At 70.9% G+C, this 14378-nt stretch carries 18 protein-coding genes; 6 read left to right on the plus strand and 12 right to left on the minus strand.

The genetic code is table 11. The annotated features are described in order from the left end of the window. Positions 1–20: 20 nt before the first annotated feature. The 3 genes from AB0K12_RS21270 to AB0K12_RS21280 all read right to left on the minus strand — a co-directional run bounded on the left by AB0K12_RS21270 (position 21) and on the right by AB0K12_RS21280 (position 1423). Complete coding sequence (locus AB0K12_RS21270; protein ID WP_364563587.1) at positions 21–539, minus strand: hypothetical protein; 519 nt, start codon at positions 537–539, stop codon at positions 21–23. Between the two features lie 165 nt (positions 540–704). Continuing rightward, positions 705–1031 (minus strand): hypothetical protein, encoded by a 327-nt coding sequence (locus tag AB0K12_RS21275; protein WP_364563590.1) that lies wholly within the window; start codon positions 1029–1031, stop codon positions 705–707. Between the two features lie 14 nt (positions 1032–1045). Beyond that, on the minus strand, positions 1046–1423 hold the full coding sequence (locus tag AB0K12_RS21280) for a hypothetical protein (RefSeq protein ID WP_364563593.1): 378 nt from the start codon (positions 1421–1423) through the stop codon (positions 1046–1048). A gap of 159 nt (positions 1424–1582) precedes the next feature. On the opposite strand from AB0K12_RS21280, the gene AB0K12_RS21285 reads away from it, so the two are divergent. After that, a complete protein-coding gene (locus AB0K12_RS21285) occupies positions 1583–2851 on the plus strand; it encodes a hypothetical protein (RefSeq protein ID WP_364563595.1) in 1269 nt (422 codons plus the stop codon). Here the strand turns inward: AB0K12_RS21285 and AB0K12_RS21290 are convergent. After that, complete coding sequence (locus tag AB0K12_RS21290) at positions 2841–3455, minus strand: TetR/AcrR family transcriptional regulator (RefSeq protein ID WP_364563597.1); 615 nt, start codon at positions 3453–3455, stop codon at positions 2841–2843. The genes AB0K12_RS21285 and AB0K12_RS21290 overlap by 11 nt on opposite strands. Before the next feature lie 57 nt (positions 3456–3512). Between AB0K12_RS21290 and AB0K12_RS21295 the strand changes: the two genes are divergently transcribed. Next, on the plus strand, positions 3513–4169 hold the full coding sequence (locus AB0K12_RS21295; protein WP_364563599.1) for a CatB-related O-acetyltransferase: 657 nt from the start codon (positions 3513–3515) through the stop codon (positions 4167–4169). Next, the gene (locus AB0K12_RS21300) at positions 4166–5323 is read left to right on the plus strand and encodes a macrolide family glycosyltransferase (protein ID WP_364563602.1); all 1158 of its coding nucleotides are present in this window, start codon (positions 4166–4168) and stop codon (positions 5321–5323) included. Before AB0K12_RS21295 ends, AB0K12_RS21300 begins: the two co-directional genes overlap by 4 nt. Positions 5324–5330: 7 nt before the next feature. On the opposite strand, the gene AB0K12_RS21305 is transcribed toward AB0K12_RS21300, so the two are convergent. Further along, a complete protein-coding gene (locus AB0K12_RS21305) occupies positions 5331–5690 on the minus strand; it encodes a VOC family protein (protein WP_364563605.1) in 360 nt (119 codons plus the stop codon). A gap of 93 nt (positions 5691–5783) precedes the next feature. Here AB0K12_RS21305 and AB0K12_RS21310 point away from each other — a divergent pair, with 93 nt between their 5' ends. Next, positions 5784–6725, plus strand: coding sequence for a WYL domain-containing protein (locus tag AB0K12_RS21310; RefSeq protein WP_364563608.1), 942 nt, complete (start codon positions 5784–5786; stop codon positions 6723–6725). A gap of 41 nt (positions 6726–6766) precedes the next feature. Here the strand turns inward: AB0K12_RS21310 and AB0K12_RS21315 are convergent, their stop codons facing one another. The 5 genes from AB0K12_RS21315 to AB0K12_RS21335 all read right to left on the minus strand — a co-directional run bounded on the left by AB0K12_RS21315 (position 6767) and on the right by AB0K12_RS21335 (position 10072). Next, the gene (locus AB0K12_RS21315) at positions 6767–7546 is read right to left on the minus strand and encodes an integrase (protein ID WP_364563611.1); all 780 of its coding nucleotides are present in this window, start codon (positions 7544–7546) and stop codon (positions 6767–6769) included. Between the two features lie 101 nt (positions 7547–7647). Continuing rightward, positions 7648–7881 carry a hypothetical protein gene (locus AB0K12_RS21320; protein WP_364563614.1) on the minus strand — a complete coding sequence of 78 codons (234 nt, stop codon included), beginning with the start codon at positions 7879–7881 and terminating at the stop codon, positions 7648–7650. Between the two features lie 520 nt (positions 7882–8401). Next, positions 8402–8989 carry a hypothetical protein gene (locus AB0K12_RS21325; protein ID WP_364563617.1) on the minus strand — a complete coding sequence of 196 codons (588 nt, stop codon included), beginning with the start codon at positions 8987–8989 and terminating at the stop codon, positions 8402–8404. 71 nt (positions 8990–9060) lie between these two features. Further along, positions 9061–9426: a VOC family protein gene (locus AB0K12_RS21330; protein WP_364563619.1), complete on the minus strand. Its 366-nt coding sequence runs from the start codon at positions 9424–9426 to the stop codon at positions 9061–9063. A 40-nt stretch (positions 9427–9466) separates the two neighbouring features. Further along, complete coding sequence (locus AB0K12_RS21335) at positions 9467–10072, minus strand: DUF6461 domain-containing protein (protein ID WP_364563622.1); 606 nt, start codon at positions 10070–10072, stop codon at positions 9467–9469. A gap of 273 nt (positions 10073–10345) precedes the next feature. Between AB0K12_RS21335 and AB0K12_RS21340 the strand changes: the two genes are divergently transcribed. Next, the gene (locus AB0K12_RS21340; RefSeq protein ID WP_364563625.1) at positions 10346–12127 is read left to right on the plus strand and encodes an alpha/beta fold hydrolase; all 1782 of its coding nucleotides are present in this window, start codon (positions 10346–10348) and stop codon (positions 12125–12127) included. Here the strand turns inward: AB0K12_RS21340 and AB0K12_RS21345 are convergent. Continuing rightward, positions 12099–12749 (minus strand): TetR family transcriptional regulator C-terminal domain-containing protein, encoded by a 651-nt coding sequence (locus AB0K12_RS21345; protein WP_364563628.1) that lies wholly within the window; start codon positions 12747–12749, stop codon positions 12099–12101. The two genes, AB0K12_RS21340 and AB0K12_RS21345, sit on opposite strands and share 29 nt — an antisense overlap. Before the next feature lie 65 nt (positions 12750–12814). Here AB0K12_RS21345 and AB0K12_RS21350 point away from each other — a divergent pair, with 65 nt between their 5' ends. After that, a complete protein-coding gene (locus AB0K12_RS21350; RefSeq protein WP_364563631.1) occupies positions 12815–13483 on the plus strand; it encodes a GAP family protein in 669 nt (222 codons plus the stop codon). On the opposite strand, the gene AB0K12_RS21355 is transcribed toward AB0K12_RS21350, so the two are convergent. Next, the gene (locus AB0K12_RS21355) at positions 13464–14342 is read right to left on the minus strand and encodes a YceI family protein (RefSeq protein WP_364563634.1); all 879 of its coding nucleotides are present in this window, start codon (positions 14340–14342) and stop codon (positions 13464–13466) included. The genes AB0K12_RS21350 and AB0K12_RS21355 overlap by 20 nt on opposite strands. Positions 14343–14378: the final 36 nt, after the last annotated feature.

Below are 14378 nucleotides of genomic sequence, written 5' to 3' on the forward strand. Positions count from 1 at the left end.
TTCTGGACGGATGTCCGGTATTACCTGGCCGCGATGTTGTACTGGATGGTGTACTGCCGTGCGCCGCAGCAGCCGGGGTGGGGCGGGTTGGGCGTGCGGATCCAGAGCTGCCCGAGGTTACGGGCCTGGCGCACCTTGAGGGTCCTCATGACCGTGTACGCCTTGTACCCGCCGTCGCAGAGGATGCCGTGCTTGTTGCGCAGCGCCTTCCAGCTCGACGTCGTCAGGGCGAGGTCCGGGTAGATGCAGGTGCCCTTGGGGAAACCGTTCTCGCGCAGCACGATGGTCCGCATCTGCGCGGTCTTCGAGTTGATGTAGCGGAAGGTGACGGACACCTTGATCGGGTAGTTCCGGCCCTTGTGATCCTTGATCCTGACCCTGGCGGTCACCGTCTGGATCGGCTTGACCCGCTTGACGTAGACCATGGCCTGGTCGGGCGGCAGAGCCTGCGCGGCGGGCGCCACCAGCAGACCGGCTCCGAGCGTGGCGGCGAGACCCGCGCCCATCGTGGCAACGCGCAGTCGCGTGAGAGGTCGCACTGATTCTCCTTCACCGTGCATGACGCTTTCCGGCCGGACGATTACCCGGCCTGACGCAGCACGGTAAAGGGCCTCGGTATACCTGCGGGATATGGCCGGAATACGTGCGCCGGACAGCCGTGCACGGCGCCCGCTCCGTTGCCGGAGCGGACGCCGTGGGCGATCTCAGGCGCTGCCGCCGCCCTGCTTCCCCCAGCCGGTCAGCGTGTCGGTGAGGGGGCAGGCGACCTGCGCGGTCGAGCCCGCGCTGGTCCAGGGCGATTCGAACCATTTGTCCTTGTACCACTTGCTCGTGCAGAGGGCGATCGCCTTGTAGGGGCCGGTCGTACGGCACCAGACGTGCACCTCGGGCGGCCTCCAGTCGGGGTACGGGGTGATCGTGCAGTCGGCGGCGGCCACCGCCGGCGCCGAGGCGTGGGCCGCCGTGAGCGGCGCCGCGCCGAGCAGGAAAGCGGCACTGGTGAGCGCCAGCAGTTTCGTCGGTGTTCGCATCGTCATCCGACCTTTCACCAGCGAAGCCCGATACGCGCCCATGCGCCGATCGCCCGTCCCGCCTCAAGGGTCGGTACCCCGGCCCGTACGTTATTGCACACCCACGACCGGGGCGGGTCCTGGTGCGTGAATTCCGCCGAGCACACTTTTCCGCCGTCGATGTAGAGATTCCAGCGGGAGAGAACGGGCGTCGTCCCGCTCACGTCGACGTCGATGGAAATGGTGCCGCCGGGAAAGCGGGTGGGGTAGAGGTACAGCGTGCACCACGGCTCGCCGCCACTGGTCGAGGGGCAGTATTTCGTCCCGCCGGCGGCCTGGGCGGGCACGGCCAGCGTGGCCACGACGGCGGCGCTCGCCACAGCGGTGGTCACCAATCTGCGCAGTAGTCGCATACGGCGTTTTTCCTTTCTGACTTTTCGCTGACCCGAGCATGACATTCGGAAATAGGACGGGACAGGCCACCGGCCGGACATTTGTCGGACACAATGCGCCGCATTCTCGTGCGAAACGGCGTCATATCGGCGACCATGTGCTCAAGAGACCGTCGCCACGTGACCGGAACGGAGGCGGGTGCGATGCGGGTCGACGTGTTCCCCACCCTCGACGACGAGGGCGCCGCCATGGCCGAGCTGATCCGGGGGCGGCTGCACGGCGTGGATGTGCGGGAGGTGACGAGCACACAGCCGTTCGCGCTGGCCGCGTCGATGGTCGCCGCCGACGCCGTGGTGCTCGACCTCACCCCCGGCTCGGCGGCGCACCGCTACACCGCGATGGCGTATCCGTGGCGGCAGGACAAGGTGCTCGCGGTGTCGCGGTCGTACCTGCCGCTGAACATCGAACCGGTCCGCCCTGGCGGGACCGCCCCGTACCCGGGCCGCCTCGACCCCGAGGAGATCGCCGTCTGGGTCGCGGCCCAGGTGCGGGAGCTGGCCGGGCGTAGGCGACCGTCGTTCCTGCAGCGGGTGCGCGGCTTGGTCGGTATGACGGCGGGCACACACACGGAATCTGCGGACGTCTTCATCAGCTATCGAGGCACCGATGCAGAGGCCGCGCAGGCACTGCGGGCCGCGCTAGAGAAGGGCGATCACCACGGGGGTCGCAGGCAGCGGGTGAAGATGTTCGACGCCGGGCAGCTGGCGCATCCGGAGGCCGTGCTGCCGGTCCTGATCCGCTGGAAGGTCCTCGCGCTCATCAGCGACGTCCTCAAACACGCCCGCGAGACGTGGATCGTTGACACGCCGCGCTTTCTTCAGTCGTGGTTCACCCAGGGCGAGCTGGTCTGCCTGGCGTACTTCGCCTGGCCTGGCACGCTGATGGCCTACGATCCGGCGAGAGGCAGCGCCGGGCCCGCGCCCGAGAAGTACATGGCGACACTCGACGCAACGGGGCGCAAGCGGCTGGCCCGATATTTCGTGAACAGCCACCCCGACCTTATGGCAGCGGAAAGCATGGCCGCCCTCCGCAAACTGCGCCCGACCCGGCTGCCCCTGACACGGGACGAGGCGTTCGATGACGAGTTCTGGACCTTGCCGCTCCTGCAGTGCACCCGGTGCAGCATCAGGGAGCCGGACCGGCCGGGCATCGACGTGGCGGGCTTCCTGACCAACGCCGACCCGCGCCTGTACCCGGTCGCGCTCGACACCCTCGCCGCCTGCGCGTCGGAGCAGACGCCGTTGCGGTGCACCAACCCCGACGGCTGCCCGCAGCGCTTCACCGTGCGCGCGCTGCCGCCCTACTACCTCTGGTACGCCCTGCCGGTCGCCGACGGCTCCTATCTCGGCACGATCCCGGCGTACGCCGCCGTGCCGATCACCTCGTGACGAAGGCGCCGGCGCGGGCGGCCAGCACCGCGGTCCTGGCGGCGTCGGCGGGCAGGGCGGGGTCGGGCGGCGTACGCAGGAGCACCAGGTGGTGGTAGACCGGCGCGGTCGCCGCGACCAGCAGCCGGCGCGCGTCCGTGCCCTCCGGCAGCTCACCGCGCTCGACGGCCCGGCGGACGATGGCCTCGCAGCGGGTGTAGCGGTCCTCCCAGAGCCGCCGCACCCCGCGCGCCGCCTCCTCCGACCGGAACGAGGCGGCGAACAGGGCCATGACGAGCGGCGGCTGCGCGGTCATCGAGTCCTGGCTCTCCTGGTTGAGCGCGGTCAGGTCGCCCTCCAGCGAGCCGGTGTCGGGCGGCTGCCAGTCGTCGTCGCCCGCCGCCGCGAAGACGTCGGCGAGCAGCCCGCCGACGTCGCGCCAGCGCCGGTAGACGGTGGCGCGGTGGACGCCGGCGCGGGCTGCGACGCCGTCGATGGTCAGCTCGTCGTAGCCGCGTTCGGCCAGCTCGGCGCGTACGGCGTCGATGACCTGCGTACGGATGCGGCTCGTGCGGCCACCCGGGCGGCGGCGAGGGGTGTCGGGTTGCTGATCCGGCGAAGCCATGACAGCATCTTAATGTAGCAGTTGTCGCATTAAGAGCCCCGTTTGCGAGGAACACCCATGAATTCCCTGGCGCCTGCCGACCCCGACGTGCTGCACCCCATGCCGGGGCAGCCGCGGGTGGTGCAGCTCAGGCCGCTGGTCACGTCGCCGCTGATCGAGGTGGGGGCTTACTCGTACTATGACGATCCGGACGACCCGACCGCGTTCGAGACCCGCAACGTGCTCTACCACTACGGGCCGGAAAAGCTGATCATCGGGAAGTTCTGCGCGCTGGGCACGGGGACGCGGTTCATCATGAACGGCGCCAACCACCGCATGGACGGTCCCTCCACCTTCCCCTTTCCCACCCTCGGCGGCTCGTGGGCCGACCACTTCGACCTGCTCACCGGCCTGCCCGGCCGGGGTGACACGGTGGTGGGGAACGACGTGTGGTTCGGGCATGGGGCGACGGTGCTGCCGGGCGTACGGATCGGGCACGGCGCGATCATCGGCGCCGGCTCCGTGGTCACCTCCGACGTCCCCGACTACGGCATCGTCGGCGGCAACCCGGCGCGGCTCATCCGCACCCGCTACGACGCCGGCGACGTCGCCCGGCTGCTGGCCGTCGCGTGGTGGGACTGGCCGGCCGAGCACATCACCCGGCACGTCCGCACGATCATGTCCGGCACGGTCGCCGACCTCGAGGCCGCCGCACCGTCCAGGAGCGCGTCATGACGCACATCGCGATGGTGAACGTCCCGATCGTCAGCCACGTCCTGCCCGGTCTGGAGGTCATCCGCGAGCTGGTGTCCCGGGGGCACCGGGTGACGTACGCCACCGACCCGGCCCGCGCCGACCTGGTCAAGGGGGTGGGGGCGGAGCTGGTGCCGTGCACGTCGGTGCTGCCGTTCGCCGGGAACTCCTGGCCCGACGACCCCATCGCCGCCGCGAGCCTCTTCCTCGACGACGCCGTCCAGTCGCTCCCTCAGCTGCGCGCGGCGTACGCCCAGGATCCCGCCGACCTCTACCTGTACGACATCGGCGCGTACGCCGCCCGCGCGCTCGCCGAGGCGCAGCGCCGTCCCCTGCTGCAGCTCTCGCCGACCTTCGTGGCCTGGCAGGGCTACGAGGAGGACGTCGCCGCGCACCTGCGGCGGCTGCCGGGCGCCGACGCCTACCAGGAGCGGTTCGGGCGGTGGCTGGCGGAGTGCGGGGCGACCACCACCGACGTGGACGCCTTCTCCGGTCTCCCCGACCGCGTGCTGGCCCTGATCCCGCGGGCCATGCAGCCGAAAGCCGAACGGGTGGACGGCGACCGGGTGACGTTCGTCGGCCCCTGCTACGGACCCGCCGAGGACCGCTGGACCCGTCCGGTCAATGCCGAACGGGTCCTGCTCATCTCCCTCGGCACCGCCTACAACCACCGCCCCGCGTTCTACCGCTCCTGCCTGGCCGCCTTCGGCGACCTGCCCGGCTGGCACGTGGTCCTGCAGATCGGCCGCCACACCGAGGTGAGCGAGCTGGGCCCCATCCCCGCGAACGTCGACGTGCACTCCTGGGTGCCGCAGCGGGCGATCCTCGCCGAGGCGGACGCCTTCGTCACGCACGCCGGGATGGGCGGGAGCAGCGAGGGCCTGGCGGCCGGTGTGCCGATGATCGCGGTGCCGCAGGGCGCCGAACAGGTCATGAACGCCGACCGCCTGGTGGAGCTGGGCGTCGCCCACCGCCTCGACACCGACGCCGCCACACCCGACGCGTTGCGCACCGCCCTCCTGACCCTCGTCACGGACTCGGACGTGGCCCGCCGCCTTCGCGTGCTGAAGGCCGAAGCGCGTGCCGAAGGGGGCACCCAGCGCGCCGCCGACCTGATCGAGGGCCTGCTCGGCTAGCGGCGGCTCAGTCCACGGGTGCCACACGGATCAGGTTGCCATCGGGATCGGCGACGACGAACGTACGCCCGAACGGCTCGTCGTGCGGTTCCTCCACGAGGGTGACCCCCTTGCCCTGCCACTCCTGGAACAGGCGGTCGATCTGCTCGCGGCCGCCGTCCAGCGCCAAGCACAGCTCACTGGTACGCGACGCGACGGCACGCTCCGCCTCCCTGTTCCACACGGCGAACTGCACCCCGCCCGCGAGGTCGAACGCGATGAAGCCCGGGGTCTCGAAACTCGGCTTCATCTCGAACAACTCCGCATAGAAGCGCGCGGACGCGGGCGCGTCGGAGACGTAGAAAATGAACGTGTTCGGCACTGTCATGAGAGAACTCCTTCGGATCGCTGATTCCGGACACCGGGGAGCCTGCCTGTCATACCTGACAGATTCCGTCGTGATTTCTGGAAGTCTGGCCTCATGACACCCGATCGGTTCTTCTCCCTGCTGCTGGCACTCCAGACCCGGGAGACGATCACCACCGGTGACCTCGCGGACCAGGTCGGGGTCTCCGTGCGTACGGTGCTGCGGGACCTGCGGTGGTTGCAGGAGGCGGGCTTTCCCGTCCTCGTCGAGCGGGGCCGCTGGGGTGGCGTGACGCTGCTGCCCGGCGGCGCGCTCGACACCTCGCGACTCACCCCTTCAGAACGCGACCACCTCGCCCTTCACGGCCTCGACGACGAGCAGCGCCGCCAGCTGGGCGCCGCCGCCGACAGCCGCCGCGCCCGCGAGAAGGTGGCGGCCGGCCGGTCGACCCCGCCGCTCCTGCCGCTCAGCGCCGTCGTCACCACCGACAACAGGCCCTGGTACGGACCCGCCGCCCGGGGAGCCGACCCGAGTGCTCTCATCGGCGACGTGCGCAGAGGCGTACGACTGAGCGTCCTCTACCGGCGCTCGGCGGAGGACGCGCCGACGTGGCAGGTCGTCGACCCGTACGGGCTGCTGGCCAAGTCAGGCCGCTGGTATCTCGTCGCCGACCACGCGGGTGTTGCCCGCCTGTACTCCCTGGAACGGCTCGCCGGCTGGCGGCCCCTGCGCGAACAGCGGCGGCTACGTCCCGGCGCGACCCTCGGCGACGTGGCAGCGGAACTCACCGCCCGCTGGGAGACGGGCGGCACCGTCCAGGTGCACGCGTTGCTCCAGGCCGGCCAGCTCGAACGCGCCCGGCGCATCCTGGGTTCCCGCCTGACCGTGCATCCTCCTGGGGATGCCGATGAGGTCGCCATCACGGTGACGTACCGGGACATCGAGGGCGTGCGCCAGCTCCTGCAGTTCGCGGAGTCCATCACCGTGACCGGCCCTCCCGCCGCCCGCGCCCGGCTCCGCGAGCTCGCGACCCGCGTCATCCAGCACTACTCCTGAGGGCGCGCATGAGACGCGGGCGCAGCGGAGGTGGACAGAGGTCAGGCGGGCCGGGCGAGGGAGGTGCAGTGGGCGATGGTGGCGTCATCCGGTGGGACCGCTTCACGTTCCTCCGCCTCCCGGACGCGGCGGATGACGTCGGCGGGGCCTTTCCGCGCCAGCTCGGCCATCAGCTCGGGCCAGTCCACGAGCCCGAACCGGTCCACGATGCGGGAGGCGCCGTTGCTGAGCAGGGCGGCGGCGGAGGCCGGGCCGGGGACGGTGCCGGTGATCGCTTCGCGGGCCGCGTAGGGGTCGTCCTTGGCCACCCAGAAGCCGCCCGGCCGGTTCCGGTGCGAACGCAGCTCACCCAGGATGCGACGGTACTCGTCCGAGCCCGGGTCGGCGGCCTTCAGCGCGGGCTCGTACCTGCCGCTGATCACCACCTCCCGGCGATCGGTGACGACGACCGGCGCGCCCTCCTCCGAACGGTCGATCACAAGGGTGGCGTCGCCCAGCACCAGGTAATCGGCGCGGTCGTCGGACAGCCGCAGCACGGCCACCGCCGCCGACGGGCTGATGGGGTCGGTGACGGCGCAGGTGTCGCGGTGATCGTCGGTGACGTGCGTGATGGCCTCGGCGAGCAGGTCGGCCAGGTCGCGGTCTTGCGGCAGCAGGCCGAGCAGGGTGCCGCCCAGATGGGTGGCGTACCAGGCCACACCATGCCGGCACGTCACCTCACCACCGGGAATGCCGGCCCCGTCCACCAGCACCGCCGCCTCCGGCAGGACCCCGGCGAAGTCCTCGTTGATGCGGCCGACCCGCTTCCCGACACTGGCCATCGCCACCCGCATACGCCGCCCCTCTCCGCCGATCAGGGCGACGACCCTACCCGACCACACAGCCCTTCCTGCGCTCACGGCCTGAAGGCCGGTGCGGACGACTAGTCAGTGGGCTCGGCGTCGGCCCGAGGCTCCTCGGCGTCGTCAGCCGCCGCCTCCCGCCGCTCCTCTTCGAGCTTCTGCTCGGGATCGGGCGGAGGTTCGACGGGCTCGGCCGGGATGGGGCGGCGGGTCTCCCTGACCTCCACACCGGCCCTCTGGGCGATGGTGTCACTCTCCCCGTTCACCTGACCGACAGCCGGGGGCAGGGGGGCGGCTTCGTCCTGTTGACTCATGCTTGAGCACCTGCCCGAGATTCGCCCGAGCAGTCCGCACCCTTCAGGACAAAACGGACATAAGCATAGAATTAGGGCACCCTGGGTATACGGCAAGAGGGATCGATTGCCCACCCCGCATGGAGCGCCCCGGCTGTGGGGAAGCAGCCGGGGCGCTCCCTGCCTCGGCCTCCAAGCGAGGTCAGAGCGGGGGCGGGTCGAACTCCACGTCCACACGCTCGTTCCTGGCCGCGCGACCGGCGTCCGGATGAACCACTCCTAGAGCGTCGGCATACAACTGGAAGGTCTCCTCGAGCAGGACCTTCCGTTCATTCCATAACGCCGTACGTGCGCGATGGAACGGATGCTCAGCCCAAACGTCTCGGCGTAACCGGCCACCACCTCTTTCGCCAAGCTCACCTCGGACCTCCGCACGTGGGAGAGGGCGATGAGCGCGGCGATGGTCTCGGGATGGCGGGATCCACAACTGCGCAGGTGGGTCGCGTGCACCCGCAAGGCGAGATCCTCCGCGCTGTCGAGCTCACCCACCTGCCGCAGACCGATGGCGAACTCCCGGCCTGCCCGCAACCAGCAGGGGCGGCGCGCTGCCGAGCGCGTAGTCGTAGTGGTGGCGCGAGGCCGCCTCCTGGCGCTGGCGTTCGAGCAGGCCGCGCAGCGCCTCGGGGAGCGGCTTGAGCCGCCGGCGCCACCATACGTAACGGCCTCCGACGATGCCGCCCGTCGCGGTGCCGGCCACCGCCGCACCCACGAGCGAGGCGGCCTGCCACTCCCCCGGCACCCATCCCGCGGCCCGCGCCGCCACCAGCCCCGCCGCGAGGGCGCCCGCCGCGGCCACCGCCCACGACCAGGCCCGCGACCCGCCCTCCTCGGGCGCCTCCGGCTCGTCCGATTGCCGATCGCCGACCATGGCCTGCAGCAACGCCATCACGACGACCAGCGCCAGCCCCGCGAGCAGCAGGTCGGGCGCCCAGCCCCTGAACGCCTCCAGGCCGAATGGCAGCTTCTCGCCGGTGACGACGTTGCCCACCAGCCCGGTGAACGCGGCGACCAGCGCGTTGACGCCGGACACGGCGAGCAGAACCCCGGACGGCCTGTCTCGCTCCCGCATCCCGGACCTTCCACTCAGCCCAGCGCCAGATCAATGGTCGCAGATGCGCGGGGTGACGTCCCCTGGACGCTTCACCGCTGGCCGAGGTGGAACTCGTGGCCCTCGTCGTCGACGAAAGTGGCCGACCAGCCCCAGTGCTCCTGCTTGGGCGGACGGGTGAAGGGGACCCCGGCCGCGTTGAGCCGCTCGTACTCCGCCTCGATGTCGTCGGCCTCGAACAGCACATAACCGGGGCCCGCAGGTGTCTCCGGCCACTGCGGGTCGGCCTTCAGGAGGGCCAGCCGGGTGCCACCGCTTGGGGGCTGGACCTCGATCCAGCGGTTCTCGCCATAGGCCATGTCCCTGGTGACCGTGAAGCCCACCTTCCGGCTCCAGAAGTCGACCGCCTTCTGCTGGTCGCGTACGTACAGCGAGACCTGGCTGACGCCGATGCCCATGATCTCTCCTCGTCTCGTCCGGTCGGACCCACTGTGCCACTCAGGCCCGACAATCCGGCCTCATGCGGGAGTGGCGCGCCAGGATCCAGTCGGCGGCGATGTCGGTGCCCGTGAAGCGGCCGATCAGAGTCAGGGCCGAGGTGATGCTCTCCGGGTCCTCCACGCGGTCGTCGCCTCTGACGTCGTCGTCGGTGATCGTGAAGCGCAGCCCGTCCATCAGGTGGTCGAGCGCGTACGGGTCGTCCCCGTACCGGCGCCAGTCCAGCGCGAGCGGGTCGAAGGACGTGATCAGGCGGCCGTCGCGGCCGTAGTCGAAGGACGCCTTGTGGTTGATGTCCATGGTGAGGCCGAGTGCCTGCCGGGCGCCGTACGTGCGGGTGCGCAGGGACTCGCCGTCGCTGTGGGCGGGGATGACGCCGATCCAGTCGCCGGCCTCGGCCACCCAACGAGATCCGTCGTCGATGGCGTGATCGAGGATCTCGTGGAGGTGGCACGGCGTCCGGGTGACCGGGTCGAGGCCGAACGACCGGGCGACGGACTCGACGTCGGCGCCCGTGATCCACATGGCGCTGAAGCCCAGCGTCCAAAGGTCGCCCTCGTCGTCGAGCCCTTCGGTGAAGAGCGTGTCGACCAGGAGGTCGTGCAAGTGACTCGGGGACCGCACGGCCGCCTACGCGAGGGTCTCGACGACGAAGCACAGGAAGCTCAGTGCGTTCGTGAGATTTTCGGAAGCCTCGTCCTCGGGGATGCCCATGATCCTCCTCGTCTCGTCTGGTCGGACCCACTGTGCCACCCGGCTCCGACAATCCGCCTAGATACATGGGATCTTTAAACATCCGCCCTTTTTGCGGCGTCTGCCGAAATTCTGCCAACGCGGGGTGGTATGCCTCATAGGTGTCACCGGATCAAGGAGTCATCGATGGCTGAGTCCCGTACCGCTGTGGTCGGCGGACTGCGCATGCACTACCTCATCGAGGGCGAAGGCCCGCTTCTGGTGCTGCTGCACGGGTGGCCGCAGACGAGCCACTGCTGGCGGCGCGTCATGCCCGAGCTGGCGAAGCGGTTCACGGTGGTCGCGCCCGACCTGCGCGGCTACGGCCTGACCGACAAGCCCACGAGCGGCTACGACAAGCGCACGATGGCGGCGGACGTCCGCGCGCTCGTCCATGCGCTCGGCCACACCAGCCTGACCCTGGTGGGCCACGACAGGGGCGCCAGGGTCGCGCACCGCTACGCGCTCGACCACCCGGACGAGGTGGAGCGGCTAGTCGTCATGGACATCATCCCCACCAGGGAGATGTGGCGGCGGTTCGACATGACGAGCGGCGTGGCGCGCGGCACCTGGCACTGGACGTTCCATCTGCAGCCCGACCTGCCCGAGCGGCTGGCGGGCGCGGACGTGCGCGGTTATCTGGACTACTTCTTCGACAAGTGGACGGTGCACCGGGCGGAGCTGGACGTCGACGAGTACGTCAGGGCGTTCTCCCGTCCGGGCGCGCTGCGGGCGGGGTTCGACGACTACCGGGCCTCGTTCCCCGACGACGCCGAGCAGGACGAGGCCGACTGGGCGGCGGGCAGGCGGCTGGAGATGCCGGTGCTGGCGCTGTGGGGGTCGGCGGGACTGCTGGGCACGCTGCCGGCGCTCGACATCTGGCGCGGGTACGCGCGCGACGTGCGGGGCACGCAGATCCCCGAGTGCGGGCACTTCCTGGCCGAGGAGCGGCCTGACGTGGTGCTGGCACACCTGCGCGACTTCTTCGACAGCGCCCCAGCACCCGTGCAGGAACGCCAGGTGCGTGAGGACCGGACGCTGGACGAGATCCAGATCAGGGATCCGTACCTGCTCAGCGAGGGCTCGTCCTACTGGCTGTACGGCAGCACCGACCCGAACATCTGGTCGGGCCCCGGCATCGGCTTCGACGCCTACCGCAGCGAGGACCTGCGCACCTGGGAGGGCCCGTTCGCGGCGTTCAGGCCGCCCGCGGGATTCTGGAGCGAGGGCCAGTTCTGGGCGCCGGAGGTGCACGCGTACCGGGGCCGCTGGTACATGTTCGCCACGTTCACCGCGCCCGACGGCTACCGGGGCACGCAGGTGCTGGTGGCGGAGAAGCCGGAGGGGCCGTTCGAGCCGTGGAGCGACGGCGCGGTCACCCCGCGCAAGTGGCAGTGCCTCGACGGGACACTGTCCGTGGACGGCAAGGGCGACCCGTGGATCGTCTACTGCCAGGAGTGGCAGCAGGTGCACGACGGCGCGATCTGGGCGCAGCGCCTCAGCGACGACCTGCGGGAGACGGCGGGCACGCCGGTGTTCCTGTTCAACGCCTCCGACGCGCCCTGGGTCAGGCCGCTCGACCATCCCTCGACGCGGAATGCGAAGCTGCCGTCGTACGTCACCGACGGCCCGTTCCTGTTCCGGCTGTCCAGCGGGAACCTCATCATGCTGTGGTCCAGCTTCGGCGAGCAGGGTTACGCGATGGGCGTCGCCCGCAGCGAGAGCGGGCAGGTGACCGGGCCGTGGACGCAGGAGGAGCGGCCGCTGTGGGCGGAGGACGGCGGCCACGGCATGATCGTACGGCTGCGCGACGGCACGCTCGCCCTCACCCTGCACCGCCCGAACAGGACGCCTGACGAGCGGGCGAGCATCCACCCGCTGGTCGAGCACGACTCGACGGTCACGCTGGCGGAGCCCCGGGATCGGTGAACCCCGGCACGGCCTCCAGCAGGGCGCGCAGCAGCCGCCTGGCGTCGTCGCAGGAGAGCCGGTCAGGGGTGTCGACGAGCTGCGCGGCCAGCCCGTCCACGAACGTGTGCAGCACCGCCGCCCACAGCTCGACCTGCGGGTCGGGGTGTGGGCGGAGTGCCGCGCCGGGGTCGCGGTCGGGCTCGTGGCCGCGCAACTGCGCGATGCACTGGCGGTGCAGGGCCCGCTGGTCGTTCCAGGTCTGGGAGCCGTCCTTCGGCGGGTGGTCGCGTTCCCATTCGATGACGGCCTGCCACAGCGCGTATTCCTCGCGCCGCTCGTCGTCGAGCGGGAGCAGTTCCTCCATCAGCGAGATGATGCCCTCGACGACGGAGCTGACCGTGCGGGGGCGCATGAGGCGGGGCAGGAGGCGGGCGCGCAGCGCGTCGGAGGTGGCGTGCGCGACGTAGGACTGCAGCTCGTGCTGGTTGGCGAAGTAGTGGCGCAGGGACCCGGTGGACCAGCCGGCCTCGGCGGCGACGCCGCGGACGGTCACGCCGGCGAGGCCCTCGCGCAGGATCACCCGGATCGCGGCCGCGCCGATCTCCGCCCGCCGCTGCTCATGATCGACGAGTCTGGGCACTCGTCCATGGTAACACGCCCGTGTTACCTTAACTGACACGGGTGTGCTGCCAAGGGGGGGGGGACATGTCCATCGAGATCATCGGTACGGTGCTCGGGCTCGCCCTGCTCGACACCCTCAGCCCGAGCGTCATCGGGGTGACCCTGTACGTGCTGCTGGCCGGCCCGAAGAGGACGGCGGCGCTGCTCGGCACCTACTTAGGCGCGGTCGCGGTCGCGTACTTCGCGCTGGGCGCGCTGCTCATGCTCGGCCTCGGCGCGGTCGTGCCGACCATCGACGGCACCGCGCCGGCCTGGGCCGAGATCGTGCTGGGCGTGGGGCTCATCGTGGCGAGCTACCGCATCCCGCAGCAGGGCGCCGCGCCCGAGGCCCGGTCGTTCACCGTAGGGGCGATGCTGATGCTGGGGCTCGGCACGTGGCTGTTCGAGTTCGCCACCGCCGTGCCGTACTTCGCCGCCATCGCCATCATGACCTCCGCCGGGCTCGCCGCGGCTCAGTGGATGACGCTGCTCGGCGCGTACGTGCTCATCATGGTCCTGCCGGGCCTGCTGCTCTGGCCGGCCTGGCTCGCTCTGGGCGAGCGGACGCGCGGGCGGTTCGAGACCTGGCGGGCCAAGCTGGCGTCCGGCTCGCGGGCCACGCTGAGCTGGATCGTCTGGATCGCCGGGTTCCTCATCGTGGCGGACGCGGCGGCCACGCTGTTCCCCGAGACGGTCAGCGTTCCGTGGCGGTGAAGGGCACCGACTCACCGCGTACGGCCTGGATGTCCAGCTCCACCTTCACCGTCGCGCCGATCAGCTGCACCCCGGCCCGCACGATCTGGTTGTAGGTCATCGCGAAGTCCTCGCGCCGCAGCTCGGTCTCGGCGTGGAACGACGCCCGCAGCCCGTCCCACGGGTCCCGCCCGGTGCCGAGGTAGGTCAGGTCGAGATCGACCGGCCGCTGCGTGCCGGCCAGGCTGAGCATGCCGTGCACGACCCACCGGTCGGTGCCGGCCGCGGTCAGCCCGGAGCCGCGATAGGAGATCATCGGGTACGTCGCCACGCCCAGGAAGTCCGCGGAGCGCAGGTGGTCGTCCCTGGTGGTGTTGCCCGTGTCGATCGAGGCGGCCGCGATGTCGGCGGCGACCGACGACGCCTGCGGAGTCGTCCCGATCTCGATCCGCCCGGCGAACTGCCTGAACCTCCCGTGCACCCGGCTGAACCCGAGGTGCTGGGCCGAGGCCCCGATCGTGCAGTGGGCGGGGTCGAGCGTCCAGACGCCGGGCGGCGGCAGGTCACGCCCGCCCTGCCTGGTCAGCACCACGTCACCCAGGTCGGCCAGGCCCGAGCCGGTCACGATGGCGGTCTGCGCGGCCGGGACGAAGCCGGCCGCCGTGACGACCGCCGTGTAGGCGCCGGGCGCGAGCGGCTCGGTCGCGACGGCGCCGTGCGGGTCCGCCTCGGCCCGTGCCGCCTGCCGGCCCGCCGGGTCGGTCAGGGTGACGATCGCGTGCTGCACGGCCCAGCCGTCCCTGGTGCGGATCCGGGCATGTACGCCCCGCCGTTGGATGGGCCGTGCGGTGGGAGCCTGCTGCTCCCAGGTGGTGTCCATGGTGTTCCCGCTCTCCCCGCTCGCCGACGTGCGAGC

The sequence above is a fragment of the Nonomuraea sp. NPDC049419 genome, assembly GCF_040676995.1.
Taxonomy (GTDB): domain Bacteria; phylum Actinomycetota; class Actinomycetes; order Streptosporangiales; family Streptosporangiaceae; genus Nonomuraea; species Nonomuraea salmonea.